12 protein-coding genes and 2 tRNA genes are annotated in these 15,861 nt (G+C 36.5%); 1 reads left to right on the top strand and 13 read right to left on the bottom strand.

Annotation, left to right across the window (positions count from 1 at the left end):
- Position 1 precedes the first annotated feature (1 nt).
- The 5 genes from N0K80_RS06450 to N0K80_RS06470 all read right to left on the bottom strand — a co-directional run bounded on the left by N0K80_RS06450 (position 2) and on the right by N0K80_RS06470 (position 7,896).
- Positions 2 to 2,176 (bottom strand): Tex family protein, encoded by a 2,175-nt coding sequence (locus N0K80_RS06450; RefSeq protein WP_269024129.1) that lies wholly within the window; start codon positions 2,174 to 2,176, stop codon positions 2 to 4.
- A 97-nt stretch (positions 2,177 to 2,273) separates the two neighbouring features.
- The gene (locus N0K80_RS06455; RefSeq protein WP_269024128.1) at positions 2,274 to 2,714 is read right to left on the bottom strand and encodes a hypothetical protein; all 441 of its coding nucleotides are present in this window, start codon (positions 2,712 to 2,714) and stop codon (positions 2,274 to 2,276) included.
- A gap of 15 nt (positions 2,715 to 2,729) precedes the next feature.
- Positions 2,730 to 5,384, bottom strand: coding sequence for a cation-translocating P-type ATPase (locus N0K80_RS06460; protein ID WP_269024127.1), 2,655 nt, complete (start codon positions 5,382 to 5,384; stop codon positions 2,730 to 2,732).
- Between the two features lie 203 nt (positions 5,385 to 5,587).
- A complete protein-coding gene (gene nadE, locus N0K80_RS06465) occupies positions 5,588 to 6,415 on the bottom strand; it encodes an ammonia-dependent NAD(+) synthetase (RefSeq protein ID WP_269024126.1) in 828 nt (275 codons plus the stop codon).
- 17 nt (positions 6,416 to 6,432) lie between these two features.
- Positions 6,433 to 7,896 carry a nicotinate phosphoribosyltransferase gene (locus tag N0K80_RS06470; RefSeq protein WP_146342931.1) on the bottom strand — a complete coding sequence of 488 codons (1,464 nt, stop codon included), beginning with the start codon at positions 7,894 to 7,896 and terminating at the stop codon, positions 6,433 to 6,435.
- Positions 7,897 to 8,058: 162 nt separating this feature from the next.
- Between N0K80_RS06470 and N0K80_RS06475 the strand changes: the two genes are divergently transcribed.
- Positions 8,059 to 8,805 carry a WecB/TagA/CpsF family glycosyltransferase gene (locus tag N0K80_RS06475; RefSeq protein ID WP_269024125.1) on the top strand — a complete coding sequence of 249 codons (747 nt, stop codon included), beginning with the start codon at positions 8,059 to 8,061 and terminating at the stop codon, positions 8,803 to 8,805.
- Positions 8,806 to 8,844: 39 nt separating this feature from the next.
- Here N0K80_RS06475 and N0K80_RS06480 read toward each other — a convergent pair whose 3' ends face one another.
- From N0K80_RS06480 to N0K80_RS06515, 8 genes are all read right to left on the bottom strand, one after another.
- Positions 8,845 to 10,074 (bottom strand): NupC/NupG family nucleoside CNT transporter, encoded by a 1,230-nt coding sequence (locus tag N0K80_RS06480; RefSeq protein ID WP_269024124.1) that lies wholly within the window; start codon positions 10,072 to 10,074, stop codon positions 8,845 to 8,847.
- Between the two features lie 155 nt (positions 10,075 to 10,229).
- The gene (locus N0K80_RS06485) at positions 10,230 to 10,931 is read right to left on the bottom strand and encodes a GntR family transcriptional regulator (protein WP_057974204.1); all 702 of its coding nucleotides are present in this window, start codon (positions 10,929 to 10,931) and stop codon (positions 10,230 to 10,232) included.
- Between the two features lie 25 nt (positions 10,932 to 10,956).
- A complete protein-coding gene (gene nagA / locus N0K80_RS06490) occupies positions 10,957 to 12,084 on the bottom strand; it encodes an N-acetylglucosamine-6-phosphate deacetylase (RefSeq protein WP_057974203.1) in 1,128 nt (375 codons plus the stop codon).
- A gap of 74 nt (positions 12,085 to 12,158) precedes the next feature.
- Positions 12,159 to 12,956: a pyrroline-5-carboxylate reductase gene (gene proC / locus N0K80_RS06495; RefSeq protein WP_146342934.1), complete on the bottom strand. Its 798-nt coding sequence runs from the start codon at positions 12,954 to 12,956 to the stop codon at positions 12,159 to 12,161.
- Between the two features lie 114 nt (positions 12,957 to 13,070).
- Positions 13,071 to 13,142, bottom strand: a tRNA-Gln gene (locus tag N0K80_RS06500).
- An 11-nt stretch (positions 13,143 to 13,153) separates the two neighbouring features.
- Positions 13,154 to 13,237 (bottom strand) — tRNA-Tyr (locus N0K80_RS06505).
- A 66-nt stretch (positions 13,238 to 13,303) separates the two neighbouring features.
- Complete coding sequence (locus N0K80_RS06510; protein ID WP_269024123.1) at positions 13,304 to 14,128, bottom strand: metallophosphoesterase; 825 nt, start codon at positions 14,126 to 14,128, stop codon at positions 13,304 to 13,306.
- Between the two features lie 62 nt (positions 14,129 to 14,190).
- Positions 14,191 to 15,654, bottom strand: coding sequence for a peptide MFS transporter (locus N0K80_RS06515; protein WP_057974200.1), 1,464 nt, complete (start codon positions 15,652 to 15,654; stop codon positions 14,191 to 14,193).
- Positions 15,655 to 15,861: the final 207 nt, after the last annotated feature.

Below are 15,861 nucleotides of genomic sequence, written 5' to 3' on the forward strand. Positions count from 1 at the left end.
GTTACTTATCTGCTGGTCGCTTCATTGTTAGTTGTACACGATGTCGGTTTAGATCAACCTCCATCACCCAAACTGTCACAATATCGCCAACTGCAACGACTTCACTCGGTTTTTTAACAAACTTATCTGTTAATTGAGAAATGTGGACAAGTCCATCCTGCTTAACACCAATATCCACAAATGCACCAAAATCAATCACATTTCGAACAGTCCCTTGTAAGGACATCCCTGGTTTTAGATCTTCAATCGTTAAAACGTCATGACGGAGCAATGGCGCTGGCATGTCATCACGTAAATCGCGTCCCGGTTTTTGAAGACTTGTCAATATATCTGAAATAGTTTCAACACCACTGTCCACAGCCTGTGCTAAACTATCCGCATTTGCATGCGTCAATTGGTCATTTGTCTCCGTTTGCCCGAGTTCCGTCACCTTTATCCCCAATTCTTTCAACAAAAGTTTCGTTAGTGGATAACTTTCGGGATGAATATCCGTATTATCTAGAATGTTATCCCCAGAAACAATACGCAAGAATCCAATAGCTTGCTCATATGCCTTAGGCCCTAAGCGAGGAACCTTTTTAAGTTGTTGACGCTTCGTAAACTTACCGTTCTCATCTCGATATGTAACAACGTTCTTAGCAATTGTTAAATTTAATCCAGAGATTTTTGTTAATAACTCTGAACTAGCTGTGTTTAAGTTAACGCCAACATTATTTACAGCATTTTCAATCACAACATCTAATTGCGCATCTAATTTCTTTTCGGCAACGTCATGTTGATATTGACCAACACCAACCGATTTAGGATCTATTTTAATTAATTCAGCCAGCGGATCTTGCAAACGCCGACCAATACTAATAGCTGAACGTTCTTCAACATGTAATTCTGGAAATTCGTCGCGTGCGGCTTGACTGGCTGAATAAACCGATGCACCAGCTTCATTGACGATTACATAAAAAATAGGACGTTCAATTTCTTTTAGAATATCTGAAACAAATTGTTCAGATTCACGACTTGCCGTTCCATTACCAATCGCAATCATCTCAACTTGATATTGATCAAGGAACTTTTTAAATTGTCCAGCAGCGGCGGCACGTTTTTCACCACTTGCCGGTTTATGTGGATAAATCACCAATTTATCTAGGAACTTACCTGTTCCATCCACAATCGCTAACTTACATCCCGTTCGATAAGCCGGGTCAAAGCCTAAAACTATTTTTCCTTTAAGGGGTGCTTGCATAAGCAAGTGATATAAATTATCTCCAAACACATTAATTGCTTGTTCTTCAGCAACTTCTGTCATGCCTTTACGAATTTCACGCTCAATTGCTGGTTTAATAAATCGTTTGTAACTATCTCGATAAGCATCCTCTACAATTGAAACAGCATCACCAGTATTCTTGCCAATAATTCTAAAATGCATAAACGTCATAATTGTTGCTTCGGGTACGACTACGCCTGCCTTCAAAATACCTTCTTTTTCACCACGATTTATTGCTAACACACGATGTGGCACCACCGACCTCAATGACTCACTAAACTCATAGTAGTCTCGATAAATCTCTTTTTCATCTTTTTCTTCAGACTTAACTTTAGCTTCAAAAAGACCGTCTTTTTGTGTTGCCTTTCGAATCCATTCTCGGTATTCAGCACTTTCGCCAAATGCTTCGGCTAATATTTCATGGGCACCCGCAAAAACATCTTCTTCATTCATAATTGCTTCATCAACATTAACAAAAGTTGCCGCCTTTTGCTCAATTTCAGTCAACACTTGAGGGAATGTTAACAGCCATTTGGCAAATGGTTCCAATCCAGCTTCCTTAGCAATTGTCGCTTTAGTCCGACGTTTTTGTTTAAAAGGTAAATAATAATCTTCAACTTGCTGTAATTTTTGTGCAGCATTTATTTTATTCTTTAAAGTATCTGTCAAATTACCCTGTTCATCGATTGTGTGGATAACTTCTGCCTTGCGTTTTTCTAAACTTTCCACATGTTTATAAGTTGATTCAATTTCACGAATTTGGACTTCATCCAAACTTTCTGTTCTTTCTTTTCGGTATCGTGAAATAAACGGCACAGTATTTCCTTCATCCAACATCGCTAAAACGGCGTTAACTTGTTTTTCCTTATACTGCTTTAACTCTTTTAATACAATTGGCATAATTGCCTTTTCCATAATAATTACCTCAATTCGAGTATTTTTTGTTCATAAAAAAGAGACTAATAATAGGCGTCAGTACAACCATTCCTAAAATTAATCTCTTTAATTAATACTAACCTAAAATTTGTTGCATAATTCTTTGCATCATATCAGTTGTTTGTGTCATTCCCTGGTCTTGTTTTTCTTCTGATGCTCTAAAAGCATCAACTTCAACGAGGTGTTTTTCTACATTAATACTATTAGTCATGTCATCACAACCTTCAACGAACGTCCGGTAACCACTCACCAATTTTTTATGTTTCCCTAAAACGGGGATTGGAACTTGCAAATCGTCTAACTTACTTAAGTTTTCTTGATAACTTGCAGTACCTTCAACAAATTTTTCTTTGGTCGTTGTAAATTCATCGTCCGAAACAATCGAAAAATCATTTGCAATAATTGCTTTTTCCATTATTTCGTAATGATCATTGAGTGAATTACCCATCTCTTCGGTTGCTTGAGCAACATCATTTAACGCATTAATATAAAAATTTACATTGATTCTTTTTTTCAAAGTATAAACTTCCTTTTATTTATTTTTTCTGAATAATCGTTGAATAAATTTCACAATTTCAACAATTACGACGATTGAGAATGAGCCCGCTAAAACAATTCCCCATTGGTAAATATCCAAATGGCTAACATGGAACATTTTATTTAATCCGGGGATTAAAATAGTTGCCGCAAGCAACGCAAATGATGCCAAGATTGACCAGTTAAATGTTACGTTTTTGAAGATATTACGGTTAAAGATTGACCCATGAATCGATTTCACGTTGAACGCATGGAATAACTGAATTAATCCTAATGTTGCAAAGGCCATTGTTAAAGCATCCGCATGAATCAATTTATCACCCATATGAACAGGATACGTTAAAGCTAACCAATAAACAAATAATGTTATGGCACCTTCTAAAATACCCTGATAGATAATACTTGGCATTACACCACCAGAGAAGAAGTTTGATTTACGTCCACGTGGCTTGTGACTCATTAATCCTTTTTCAGCGGGTTCTACACCCAATGCAATTGCGGGGAATGTATCTGTCACCAAGTTAATCCACAAAATATGCACAGGTGCCAGAATACTCCAACCCATCATCGTCATGACGAATAAAGTTAAAACCTCACCCAAGTTAGCAGAAAGTAAATATTGAATAGATTTTTGAATATTAGAAAAGACCTTACGACCTTCTTTAACAGCAAAAACAATTGTCGCAAAATTATCGTCGGCAAGAACCATATCTGAAGCACCCTTAGATACTTCTGTTCCGGTAATACCCATTCCAATTCCAATATCTGCTGATTTTAAGGCTGGCGCATCATTCACACCATCACCAGTCATAGCAACAACTTGATTCTTTTTCTGCCATGCTTTAACAATTCGAACTTTATGTTCGGGTGATACTCGCGCATAAACAGAGTATTGTTCAACCTTGTTTTCAAATTCTGCGTCCGATAAATCGTCTAACTCAGAACCAGAAATAATCGCTTCGTGTTGTCCTGCTTCAACAATTCCCAATCGAACAGCAATTGCTTCAGCAGTATCACGGTGATCACCAGTAATCATCAATGGACGAATTCCAGCTTTCTTTGCTTCATGAACTGCAGCGGCTGCCTCCGGTCTTTCTGGATCAATCATCCCAACCAATCCGGCAAAAATCAGATCATTTTCTACAGTTTCTGAATCTAAAGTTTCAGGAATAGCATCTATTTGACGATAGGCAAATGCTAACACACGTAATGCCTGTGTTGCCATATCATGGTTATTTGCCATAATATGGTCTAATTGTGCATCAGTCATTGCTTTAATTTCGCCATTTTCAATATAACGTGTAACACGTTTCAATAATTGATCGGGCGCACCTTTAACTGCAACGAAGAATGTATGATCAGTATTCTTTTGAATAGTCGACATTAATTTACGTTCTGAATCAAAAGGTACTTCAGCGACACGAGGTTCTTTAGCTAATAACTCCGTCACATTTAAACCATGGTCTAAATGGTACTGAATTAAAGCTGTTTCCGTTGGATCACCAATTAACTCGCCCTCAGATGTCTGTTTCGTATCATTACTAAATGACATGACTTGATATAACGGATTATCTAAATTAGTCTCTACCTTATCGGCATCAACTAACTCATTATTAATAAATAGTTTTTCAACAGTCATTTGATTTAACGTTAATGTTCCCGTCTTATCTGATGCAATGATATCCGTACTACCTAACGTTTCAACTGCTGGTAATTTTCTAACAATTGCATTACGTTTAGCCATTTTTTGTGTACCAAGCGCTAAAATAATGGTCACAATCGCTGGTAATCCTTCTGGAATAGCAGCAACGGCCAATGAGATTGCAATCAGTAACATATCAATAACACTGTTGTCTCCGTTTTGTAACCCAACGAAAAAGACAATAACAGCAATGATTAAAATTAAAATCGTTAACGTTTTACCTAGTTGATTTAAATTTTCTTGTAATGGTGTTTTCATTTCATCAGCGGAGTTAAGCATACCGGCAATTCGTCCAACCTCAGTATCCATCCCCGTGCCAACAACAATTCCCTCGCCACGACCATAAGTAACATTACTGTTCATGAAGGCCATATTATGGCGATCACCAATCCCGGCATCTTCATCTTCTAACAGAAGTAAACTTTTATCAACAGGCACCGATTCACCCGTTAGTGCAGATTCTTCAATTTTAAGTGATGCAATCTGTGTTAATCGTAAATCTGCTGGAATAACATCGCCAGCTTCAAGCAACACAATGTCTCCCGGTACTAGGTGCTCACTTTTTACAATTTCGATTTGACCATTTCGTTTGACATTTGCATTAGGTGTCGACATCTCTTTTAATGCATTAATTGCCTCTTCGGCCTTTGACTCTTGGAAAACACCGAATACAGCATTCAATACCACAACTAACATGATAATAATTGCGTCTACTACTTCTCCCGATGAAGCTGCAATTAAAGCCGCAACAATCAAGACAATAATCATGAAGTCTTTGAATTGATCAAAGAATTTTTGAATCATTGACTTGCTCTTGCCCTCAGATAGTTGGTTTAGTCCATACTTTTCTGTTCGTTCCGTTACTTCTTGGGTCGTTAGTCCTTCCAAATCTGTCTTTTGATCTGCCAGAACATCTTCAACTGATTGTGCATAAATCCTTTTTGTCATAGTGATCCTCCTTATAATAGTTTCGCAATATACAAAAAAAGACTTATGTATGTTGCGGAACTTTGAACATACATAAGTCTCACTATTTAAGGCAATACCAGAAAAAGAACTTTCTTGTTGGTGACATTGCCGCGGTTAAACCGCTAGTTACTCCCCTATGATTTCTTTAAGTATAACTGAAATGAAACGCGTAACGCAACTATTTACTTCCAAAAAGAATCATAAACAGTAATTGGTAAGTGGCGTTTGTGTTCCGTTTTTAAATACCAATTTTCAATCTTATTACTGACTTCTTCTGAAACAGTCTTACCCTCAAGATAATCATCAATATTATCATAAGTTACGCCCAATGCGACCTCATCAGGTAGCGCTGGACGATCTTCTTCCAAATCGGCCGTAGGTACTTTCAAATATAAATGTTCAGGTGCCTCTAGCAAGGTCAGCATTGATCGACCTTGACGCTTATTCAATCGCCAAAGTGGTGTGATATCTGCCCCACCGTCACCATATTTTGTATAAAATCCAGTAATTGCTTCAGCGGCATGATCCGTCCCAACGACGGCACCAACTTTTGCACCAGCAATTCCGTACTGGGCAATCATTCGTTGGCGAGCCTTCACGTTTCCTTTATTAAAATCAGAAACTTCAAGGTCATTTGCGATCAAGCTTTTTACCATTTCATCAGTAGCACCTTTAATGTCGACACGTGCTACTTGGTCTGCCTGCATAAATTTAATAGCGTCCAATGCATCAGACTCATCAGCTTGATTTCCATATGGTAAGCGGACTGCAATAAATTGGTAATCCGTATTGCCAGTTTCTTCACGTAATTCCTTAACAGCCTGCTGCGCTAAATATCCGGCAAGGGTTGAATCTTGTCCACCAGAAATCCCCAAAACCAAAGATTTTAAAAATGGGTATTTCAGTAGATAAGCTTTCATAAAATCGATACTAATCCGAATTTCCTCTGCAGGATCTATGCTCGATTTTACTTTTAACGTTTTAATAATTTGTTTTTGTAAGTCAGTCAAAATTAACCCACCCTCATTTACTTAATGTTATTCATATTATTTCTAATTTCTTGAATAATAGACATTTTATTATCATAAGCTTTTTGCGATAAATCAACGGGATAGTCTTGCGGATTCAATTCGCGTTTATATTCTTCCCATAATCCTTCCAACTGAATTCTTGAGTATTCTCTAATCTCATCTAACTCAGGTTGATTATAAACCAGTTCGCCTTCAACAAAAATATCTTGTAAGATTGGACGCGCATTATAATTTGTCACCAATTTATTGATATACGTATATTGTTGATGGAACATATAAAGTGAATCTTGTTTTTGAGGTGTTTCATCCCACAATGCGATGTAATCCCCCTCAGTCTTACCATCATTCTTATTTGTAATACGCCAAACTTGTTTCTTACCGGGCGTTGATACTTTTTCAGCATTATTACTTAATTTAATAGTATCAACCATTTTACCGTCTCCGCCTTCAATAGCGACCATCTTATAGACAGCACCCAAGGCAGGTTGATCGTAAGCCGTGATTAATTTTGTGCCAACACCCCAGACATCAATCTTGGCACCTTGCATTTTTAAATTAGTAATTGTTTTTTCATCTAAATCGTTTGAGGCATAGATTTTAGCCTCCGTAAAACCAGCTTCGTCTAGTTGTTCACGAACCCGTTTAGAGATGTACGCCATATCGCCACTATCAATCCGTACGCCCATAAAGTTAATCTTATCGCCTAACTCTTTGGCAACTTTAATTGCACTAGGAACACCACTTTTTAAGGTATCGTATGTATCTACTAAAAAGACACAATTGCGATGTGTCGTTCCATAAGCCATAAAAGCATCATAGTCATCCCTGTAGGCTTGAACCAATGAATGCGCATGCGTTCCACTAATCGGAATACCAAAAATCTTACCAGCTCGAACGTTACTTGTCGCATCAAAGCCACCGATGTACGCCGCACGCGTACCCCAGATAGCAGCGTCAAATTCTTGTGCACGTCTAGTCCCGAATTCTAATACGCCATCATTTCCAGCAACGGCTTTAATCCGGGCCGATTTTGTCGCAATCAACGTTTGATAGTTGATAATATTCAATAGCGCCGTTTCAACTAACTGACAGTCTGCTAGAGGACCTTCAACTTGTAAAATAGGTTCCCCGTTAAAAACAACTTCCCCTTCAACAGCTGCACGAATTGTGCCACGAAAATGAAAATCTTTTAAATAAGCAAGAAAGTCATCTGGATATTCTGCTACTTCTCTTAAGTACGCGATATCTGTCTCTGAAAATTTTAGATTTTGAATATAATTAATCGCTCGTTCTAAACCAGCAAAAATTGCGTAACCGTTGGAAAATGGTAAATTCCTAAAGAAAACCTCGAATACAGCATTTTTATTATGAATGTTCTTTTCCCAATACGTTTGAATCATATTGATTTGGTAAGCGTCCGTATGTAAAGTGTAACTATCATCTGGGTAATTTTTTACCATGATGTTTCTCCTTTAAAATGAATGCATTACTAGAAAGGTTTTCCAGCACACAAATTATAATTTACATTTTACCATTTTTTCGGCAATTCGTCATATTCAGCTCTCAATTTCAATTTATCTTCTGTTATAATGAGTCAAAGTCCATAAAGTGAGGATAATTTTATGTCAAATAATTTTAAAAAAACAACTATTTTAGATATTGAGTTTATTAATACAACCAACGCTAACTTTTTAACACAAATCGAATCTGATTCATTAGCTCGTAAAAATCGATTTATTGTGACGGCAAATCCAGAAATTGTTTTATTTGCGAGACAACATTTGGATTACAAAAAAATCCTCTCGCAGGCTGACTATGTTACGCCAGATGGTATTGGTATTATTAAAGGTGGTGCTATCTTAGGGACACCACTACCTGAACGAATAACCGGTTTTGATACTTTAACAAACCTACTCAAATGGGCTAATAGGCAGCATAAATCAGTCTATCTAGTGGGGGCAGCAGAGGCCGTCATCCAAAAAGTCGTGATTAAAATGGGGACAGATTACCCAGATATCAATTTAGTGGGCTTTCATAACGGCTATTTCAAGGACGATCATGAAATTGTTGCCAAAATAAAGGCTACACAGCCCGATTTCGTCTTTGTTGCAACGGGGTTTCCTAACCAAGAAACATTTATTCAACGGAATCGTCATGTATCCGACAGTATTTGGATGGGCGTCGGTGGTAGTTTTGATGTTCTAGCTGGTAACGTCAACCGTGCGCCTCAATTTTGGCAAGATCACCATGTCGAATGGCTGTACCGACTCTTCCAAGAGCCTACCCGTTTTATTAGGATGTTAGCCATTCCACATTACTTATTCTTAATATATAAAGAAAAATTTTCTAGACGCAAAAAAAAGAACTGAGAAATTAATTTTCTCGGTTCTTTTTTACGTACTTTTATATTACCAAACAAAAATACCAACCATACCAGCTGATAACAATGATACTAAGATACCTGATAATAACATGTAACCAACGTTTCTTGCGATAACATCATTTTTTTCTTTATTTACAATTCCCTTGAAACAACCGATAATCATGCCGATTGTTGAGAAGTTTGCAAACGACGTTACAAAGACAGTTAATACTGCTTTGTAATGTGGTGCAAATGAATTAATTGTACTTGATACTTGACCCATGACAACAAATTCATTTGTAACTAATTTTGTTCCCATGTAACGTGCTAATTCAAATGCATCTGAAGGATTGAAGCCCATTAACCAAGCGAATGGGAACATGATAACCCCTAAAATATTTTCAAGTGATAAGTTTGGATTAGCCAATCCAAGAATATTATCAATCAAAGCTGCTAAAGCAACAAAGGCAATAACATTTGCGGCAATAATTAAAACTAATTTCCCAGCGCCCAAAATCGAATCACCTAAGAAAGCGAAGAACGGTTCTTTTTTACCATCTGATTCAGAAACTTCTAAGTCGTTTGAATTACTACCAGTCATTTCAGCAATAGTATCTTCTTCAGCAGTTACTTTCACTGGATTTAAGATACTCGTTATGATGATGGCATTAATAATATTGATTGGAATAGCTGTCAATATATATTGACCTGGCATCATTGTTGTATAGGCACCAATAATTGAGGCCGTCACACAACTCATTGACATCATGGCCAACGTTAAGTTTCGTTCAGATTTCATTAATTTTAATTGTAAACTTGAAACAGCAAGTGCTTCTGTATTTCCTAAAAACATCATCTCTACTGCGAAAAATGATTCAAATTTTGGTTGACCGGTAATTTTTGATAAACCGCGGCCAATCCATTTGATGATCCATGGCAAAATGCCGATGTACGTTAAAATATCAAATAACGGTACAATCATAATAACCGGTAACAAGACACTCATAAAGAAGCCTAACTCAGTTACTTTAGGCATAGCCGGTACCATAAATTGAATACCTTGATATGCAGCGCTCATTAACCAGTTAAACCCGTTAGCGGCACCTTCGACCATATTACGTCCTAGTGAGAATTCTGTTAAGAACCAAGCTAAAAATAAATTAATAACAACCATAATTGCAATTGAATTCCAGTTTATTTCTCTTTTTTTCTTGGAAAACGCTAATGCAACTAAAATAAAAATGGCAACACCTAAAATATTAACTAATAAATACATATAGATTAAAACTCCTTCAAATAATTTATTTTTGCTCCTAAAATAATATAGCCTTATCTTAATTTGATGTCAATCGAACAAAATTCTCTCAAAAAAATTACTCTATCTCATCCACTGATACGGTTGAGATAGAGCAATTAATATTTTTTTGAACTTTATTTTTCTAGATAAAATTCGAAACGATTCCCTACATATTGTGTCCGAACATATTCAAATGGTTCCCCATTTTTCAAAAAACTAACCTGACGAAGTCTCAAAATGGCTTCACCACGCTTGATTGAGAGGTACTCAGCTATATTTTCAGCGGCAGACATGGCAGACACTGTCTGTTGTGCCCCACCTAACGTCAATTCAGCTTTTTCTTCCAACGTACGGTACAAAGAACTCGTGATTTCAGTTTTACTATATCCATCAACTAATTTATTAGGAACTGTTGCAACTTCAAAACAAATTGGTAACCCGTCAGCATAACGAATTCGTTCCATTCGTAAAACGAGCTCACCATCACTTAATTGTAATTTTTCAATTTCACTTAATGAAGGCGTTGTAACATGGTATGTTATGGTCTTACTTGAAGCGACCTTGCCCTGTTCAGCCATTAAATCAGTAAAACTTGTAACACCAGACATTTTTTCTTGCACTTTTTTACGGGCAACGTACGTTCCATCACCTACATGGCGTTCCAAAATCCCCTCATCAACTAAGGTTTGAATTGCCTGTCTGAGTGTCATTCTACTGACACCAAATACAACGGCTAGCTCGCGCTCCGCCGGAATGCGATTGCCAACTTCCCATTCACCAGATTCGATTGTTTTTTTCATATCATTGTGAATTTGAATATATATGGGAGATCCCATCAGCAATTACCACCCTAAACTTTTATTAAAATTTGCGTCCTAAACTATATGTGCTTTCTAATTTCAAGTCAGCATCAAATAAATTCATATCAGCATCTTTTCCAATTTCAATTGCACCTTTTGACGTCAAATTAAATTCTCTAGCTTGATTGACAGAAGTCATTAATACAGCTTCTTCAATACCACAACCAGTGAACTTCATAATATTTCTAAATGCATCTTGGAATTGTAAAACTGATCCGGCAAGATTACCAGATTCCAATCTTGCTTGCTTGTCTTTAACAATAACTTTTTGTCCACCAAGTTCACTCAAACCCTCAGGCATCCCTTTGGCACGCATTGAATCTGTAATTAATTCAATACGTTCTGGACCTTTTAAATCGTATGCTAATTTAATCATATCAGGTACGATATGGAAACCATCAGCAATAATTTCCGTATAAATATTGTCTTCTAAAAATGCATGTCCAGTTACGCCTGGTTCACGATGCTTAAATTCACGTTGGGCATTGTATAAATGCGTTACATGACTTGCACGTGAATGTTTCATTTCCTCACGCGTAGCATTACTATGACCTACTGAAGGCACGATATTATTTTCAATACAGTATTTTTCAAATTCAGGAGATGTTTTATGTTCTGGCGCATAAGTAACTAGTTTAATCATGTGACCAGATAATTCATTCCATTTATCAAATAATTTTGTATCTGGTGCTTCAATGTATTCTTCAGGTTGTGCACCTTTGAAAACGGGTGAAATAAATGGTCCTTCAAGATGGATACCTCGAATAACAGGATTCATCTCGGCCGCTTTTTTAATAGCAACCATAGCTTTAGCAATATTTTCATGTGATTGTGTCATCGTTGTCGCAAAATAAGTCGTGACACCTTCATGAATCATATCAGTAACCATTTCATTAATTTGGTTGGCATCCCCGTCCATTGCGTCAAAACTATAGCCACCATGACTATGAACATCAATAAATCCAGGAACGAGAACTTGTCCATCAACGTCTCTCACTTCATCAGTTGCCAAAGCTCTATAATCGCTCATTGGCCCCATTGCACTAATTTGTTTATCAAATCGAATATATGCATCTTCAATTTTTTCTGAACCCGTATAGATTACAGCATGTTTTAAAACAATACTCATTTTATCCGCCATCCCTTCAATTTATACACTTAGTATAATCGGTATAGACCAAAAATACAAGGTTCTATCAAAATTTAGTTTTGATCTTTAGCTATCGTTGCATCAACTGCTTTGATAATTGAATTCATGAACCCAGCTTCTTCCATCGCAAGTAATCCGGCAACAGTGGTACCACCTGGAGACGAAACCTCATCAATCAATTTCCAAGGCACGTCATTAGTAGACAATACCTTCTTGGCACTCCCTAACACGGCTTGAGCGGCAATCTTAGTTGCCTCATCCTTCGCTAAACCATATTTAACCCCAGCTCGGGCAAGCGTATCAATAAATAAGTAGATAAAAGCAGGAGAACTTCCGGCGAGAGCAACAAACGTACTGAAATCATGTTCGGCAACTTGCATCGTTTCTCCAATGGTGTCAAATAAATCAGTCCCCTGTTTCATTTGTTCTTCCGTTAAAGCATCATTTCCAACTAATGCAGTCATACTTTCGGATACTGTTGCATTAACATTTGGCATTGTTCTTAAAATGCTGACTGATTGATTATCCAGCTCTGTTTCAATTTCGGAGATTGAGACACCCGATACGATTGAAACGAGCACAGGTGCATGCTGCCTTACTGAACTTTTAATTTCCGCTAAAACCTTCGCTAATACAATTGGTTTAACAGCAAGAAAAACAATATCTGCTTCGCTAACCACTTGATCATTACTATCTAACGCTGTGAGCCCATTTTCCTTCGCATAAGGCTCGTAACTAGTCTTTCTCGCACTATGAACTAATATTTCTTTTGCCGTCACAAAATCTGCCTTGATTAACCCCTCAATTATCGCGCGAGCCATATTACCGGCCCCAATAAATCCAATTTTCATAATTTCCCCATTTCATATAACGTATTTAAATTCTGTCCCCATCATACCGCAAAAAAAATTAAAGTTACAAGTAAAACAAAAAAGCAGATACTTAAGTATCTGCTTTTTAGCTAGTTGGGTTAGATGGATTCGAACCATCGCATGACAGGATCAAAACCTGTTGCCTTACCGCTTGGCTATAACCCAATATTATAAAATGGTGGAAGAGAGTGGATTCGAACCACCGAACCCGAAGGAGCGGATTTACAGTCCGCCGCGTTTAGCCTCTTCGCTACTCTTCCATATCAGCTTTATCCGACTTAATTATCATACAAAAAAATGAAACAAATATCAAGCTTTTTTTTCATTTATTTTAAATTAATTATTTGTAACGCAAATTTCCACTCTTCCATGAACGTATTTTTTGTCCATTCGTTATATTTTTTTCGGCCATACCCCACTGGTTTCATGTAATACGTCGTCTCATGTATCTGAACTGGATTGTGTTTAACGTGCAAATGTCCAAATAAAACTTTTTCAACTTTATAACTCTCTAATAAACTCCCCATCTTTTGACTGCCCAACATGCCATTTACAACATTCCAGAAGCGATCATCATCATTTACTCTAATATATGAACGACTAGGCACAAAATGAGTCATAAATAAAATTTTCTTATTTAACCGTTTACCCTCATCTATCAATTTATCAGTTTGCTTTAAACTTAAATTAAATCGCTCCACATCTGACATAGGTTGAACAATTTTTCTATCAATCCAATAATTCATTTTCCAACGCAGCATTTCCTCATCAGACCGTTTCAGCTGTTTTGAGTAACTATAATCATACCACCCGTTATTTCCAATGATTCGCCATTGCGTGCCAGGAATATCGATATATCGGTTATGAAGGTAAGATTCGTTTGAAAGAGTCTCTAATGTATCAAACGTAACATTTTTTACCATATCGTGATTACCTGCGATAAATAATACAACAACTCGATTATTCAGAATTTTTTTTAGATCACTAATATATTTAATCGTTTCATCAAAGTCATTGAATAAGTCACCGGCTATCAAATAATAATCAACATTCATTGAGAGTAAGTATGCTGCCTGTTGATCAATAATCTCATTTACATTTACTTTATTTACATCAAAATGATTATCACTACTCGTTGCAATAATTGTCATGTTTTCCTCCTCAAAAAAAGATATGCTAATTAAAATTAACATATCTTTTAAGAAAAATCTATTTAATTGACGCCTTCCATCAGCTTATGAATTTTAGGAATGAAGAAACTTAACATAATACCGAAGGCTACAGTTATACCACCGACAACTGCAAAATACATTGATTCTGTTCCGGGTGTATATAAACGAACGATTTGTGAATTTAACGCCTGAGCAACGGCATCACTTAAGAACCACACACTCATCATTTGCGACTGGAAGCTCTTAGGCGCTAGTTTAGTTGTAATTGAGAGTCCAACCGGAGAGACCAAAACCTCACCAAGCATAACCATCATCCAACTAACAACTAACCATAAGGGTCCAACTTTAGTATCTGTTCCAAAAAGAACTCCTGGTAACATCATCCAAAGGAATGAAGCACCTGCAAACATTAAACCAATTGAAAATTTAGCAGGCGAACTAGGTTGTTTTGATCCTAATTTAACCCATAACCAAGCAAAAATTGGTACGTAGATTAAAATAAACATTGGATTCATACTTTGGAAGAAACTAGCTGGGAAAGAAATTCCAAAAGCACTTAATTCTGTTCTAGTTGAAGCAAACATTGCTAAAACGACGGATCCTTGTTCTTCAATTGACCAGAATAAGATACTGGCAATAAATAAAGGAATATATGCCGTAAGTCTTGAACGCTCAACTTTCGACGTTTTTTTACTTGTAAGCATCATAGTAAAGTAATAAACGGGAATAATAACTGCAAGAATTGTAATTAAAAGAATGACATTCGTAATGTTTAATGCTTTAAATAAAAACATAATGATTAAAATTAATGCCAAAGCAATAATACCAACTGATGCTTTTTTCATAATAGATGACAACTCATTAGGTTGAATTGGATCATTAGGATATAAGCTATCTTTAGTTAGATATTTTCTTCCATCGAAGTAGTATTGAACTAAACCGAAAAACATACCAATCGCGGCTAGAGAGAACCCAACGTGATAATTGTATTCTTGTCCAACCCATCCAACCAATAATGGTGCAATCAATGCGCCAATATTAATTCCGGATACAAAGATACTAAACCCAGAATCACGTCTTGGATCTTTGCTACTATATAGTCCACCAACCATTTCGGAAACATTAGGTTTTAATAATCCAGTTCCCAATACAATTAGCGCAATTGAGATAAATAACGCAACTGATTTATATGGTGTCGCCAAAACGATATGTCCTATCATTATAAGTATTCCACCAAAGAATACTGTTTTTCTACTACCCCAGATACGATCGCTAACAAATCCACCAATAACACCCGATAAATAAATTAATGAACCATAAATTGACATAATTGACATCGCCGTAGCTTGATCATAACCAAGGCCATCTACCTTAGAGATCATATAGTATAAAAGAATTGCTCTCATTCCGTAGTAACTGAATCGTTCCCACATTTCTGTAAAAAATAGTGTTGATAAACCTCTAGGATGACCAAAAAAGGCCGTATCTGTACTTTTATTTTTCATGGACTTCCTCCGATATAAACTAGTATGTATTTTTAATGCATTACACATTATACAATTTTAATATATCAATAGTCAAATCAAATTTTTACTTTTATCTAATCAATTACTACTTGTTTTATCATTTAACACATCGTAAACAAAAAGGAGATTCGTCAAATGACAAATCTCCTTTAATAACGGTCGTAAATTTTTTCGGTTCATTTATAT

Origin of the sequence: Dellaglioa carnosa, from assembly GCF_026948345.1 — a bacterium.
GTDB lineage: Bacteria > Bacillota > Bacilli > Lactobacillales > Lactobacillaceae > Dellaglioa > Dellaglioa algida.

What these genes read in the sequence shown, in the direction of transcription:
- N0K80_RS06450 (WP_269024129.1), bottom strand. Translation starts at nt 2,176, where the DNA reads ATGGAAAAGGCAATTATGCCAATTGTATTAAAAGAGTTAAAGCAGTAT.
- N0K80_RS06460 (WP_269024127.1), bottom strand. Translation starts at nt 5,384, where the DNA reads ATGACAAAAAGGATTTATGCACAATCAGTTGAAGATGTTCTGGCAGAT.
- N0K80_RS06470 (WP_146342931.1), bottom strand. Translation starts at nt 7,896, where the DNA reads ATGGTAAAAAATTACCCAGATGATAGTTACACTTTACATACGGACGCT.
- N0K80_RS06475 (WP_269024125.1), top strand. Translation starts at nt 8,059, where the DNA reads ATGTCAAATAATTTTAAAAAAACAACTATTTTAGATATTGAGTTTATT.
- N0K80_RS06480 (WP_269024124.1), bottom strand. Translation starts at nt 10,074, where the DNA reads ATGTATTTATTAGTTAATATTTTAGGTGTTGCCATTTTTATTTTAGTT.
- N0K80_RS06485 (WP_057974204.1), bottom strand. Translation starts at nt 10,931, where the DNA reads ATGGGATCTCCCATATATATTCAAATTCACAATGATATGAAAAAAACA.
- nagA (WP_057974203.1), bottom strand. Translation starts at nt 12,084, where the DNA reads ATGAGTATTGTTTTAAAACATGCTGTAATCTATACGGGTTCAGAAAAA.
- proC (WP_146342934.1), bottom strand. Translation starts at nt 12,956, where the DNA reads ATGAAAATTGGATTTATTGGGGCCGGTAATATGGCTCGCGCGATAATT.
- N0K80_RS06510 (WP_269024123.1), bottom strand. Translation starts at nt 14,128, where the DNA reads ATGACAATTATTGCAACGAGTAGTGATAATCATTTTGATGTAAATAAA.
- N0K80_RS06515 (WP_057974200.1), bottom strand. Translation starts at nt 15,654, where the DNA reads ATGAAAAATAAAAGTACAGATACGGCCTTTTTTGGTCATCCTAGAGGT.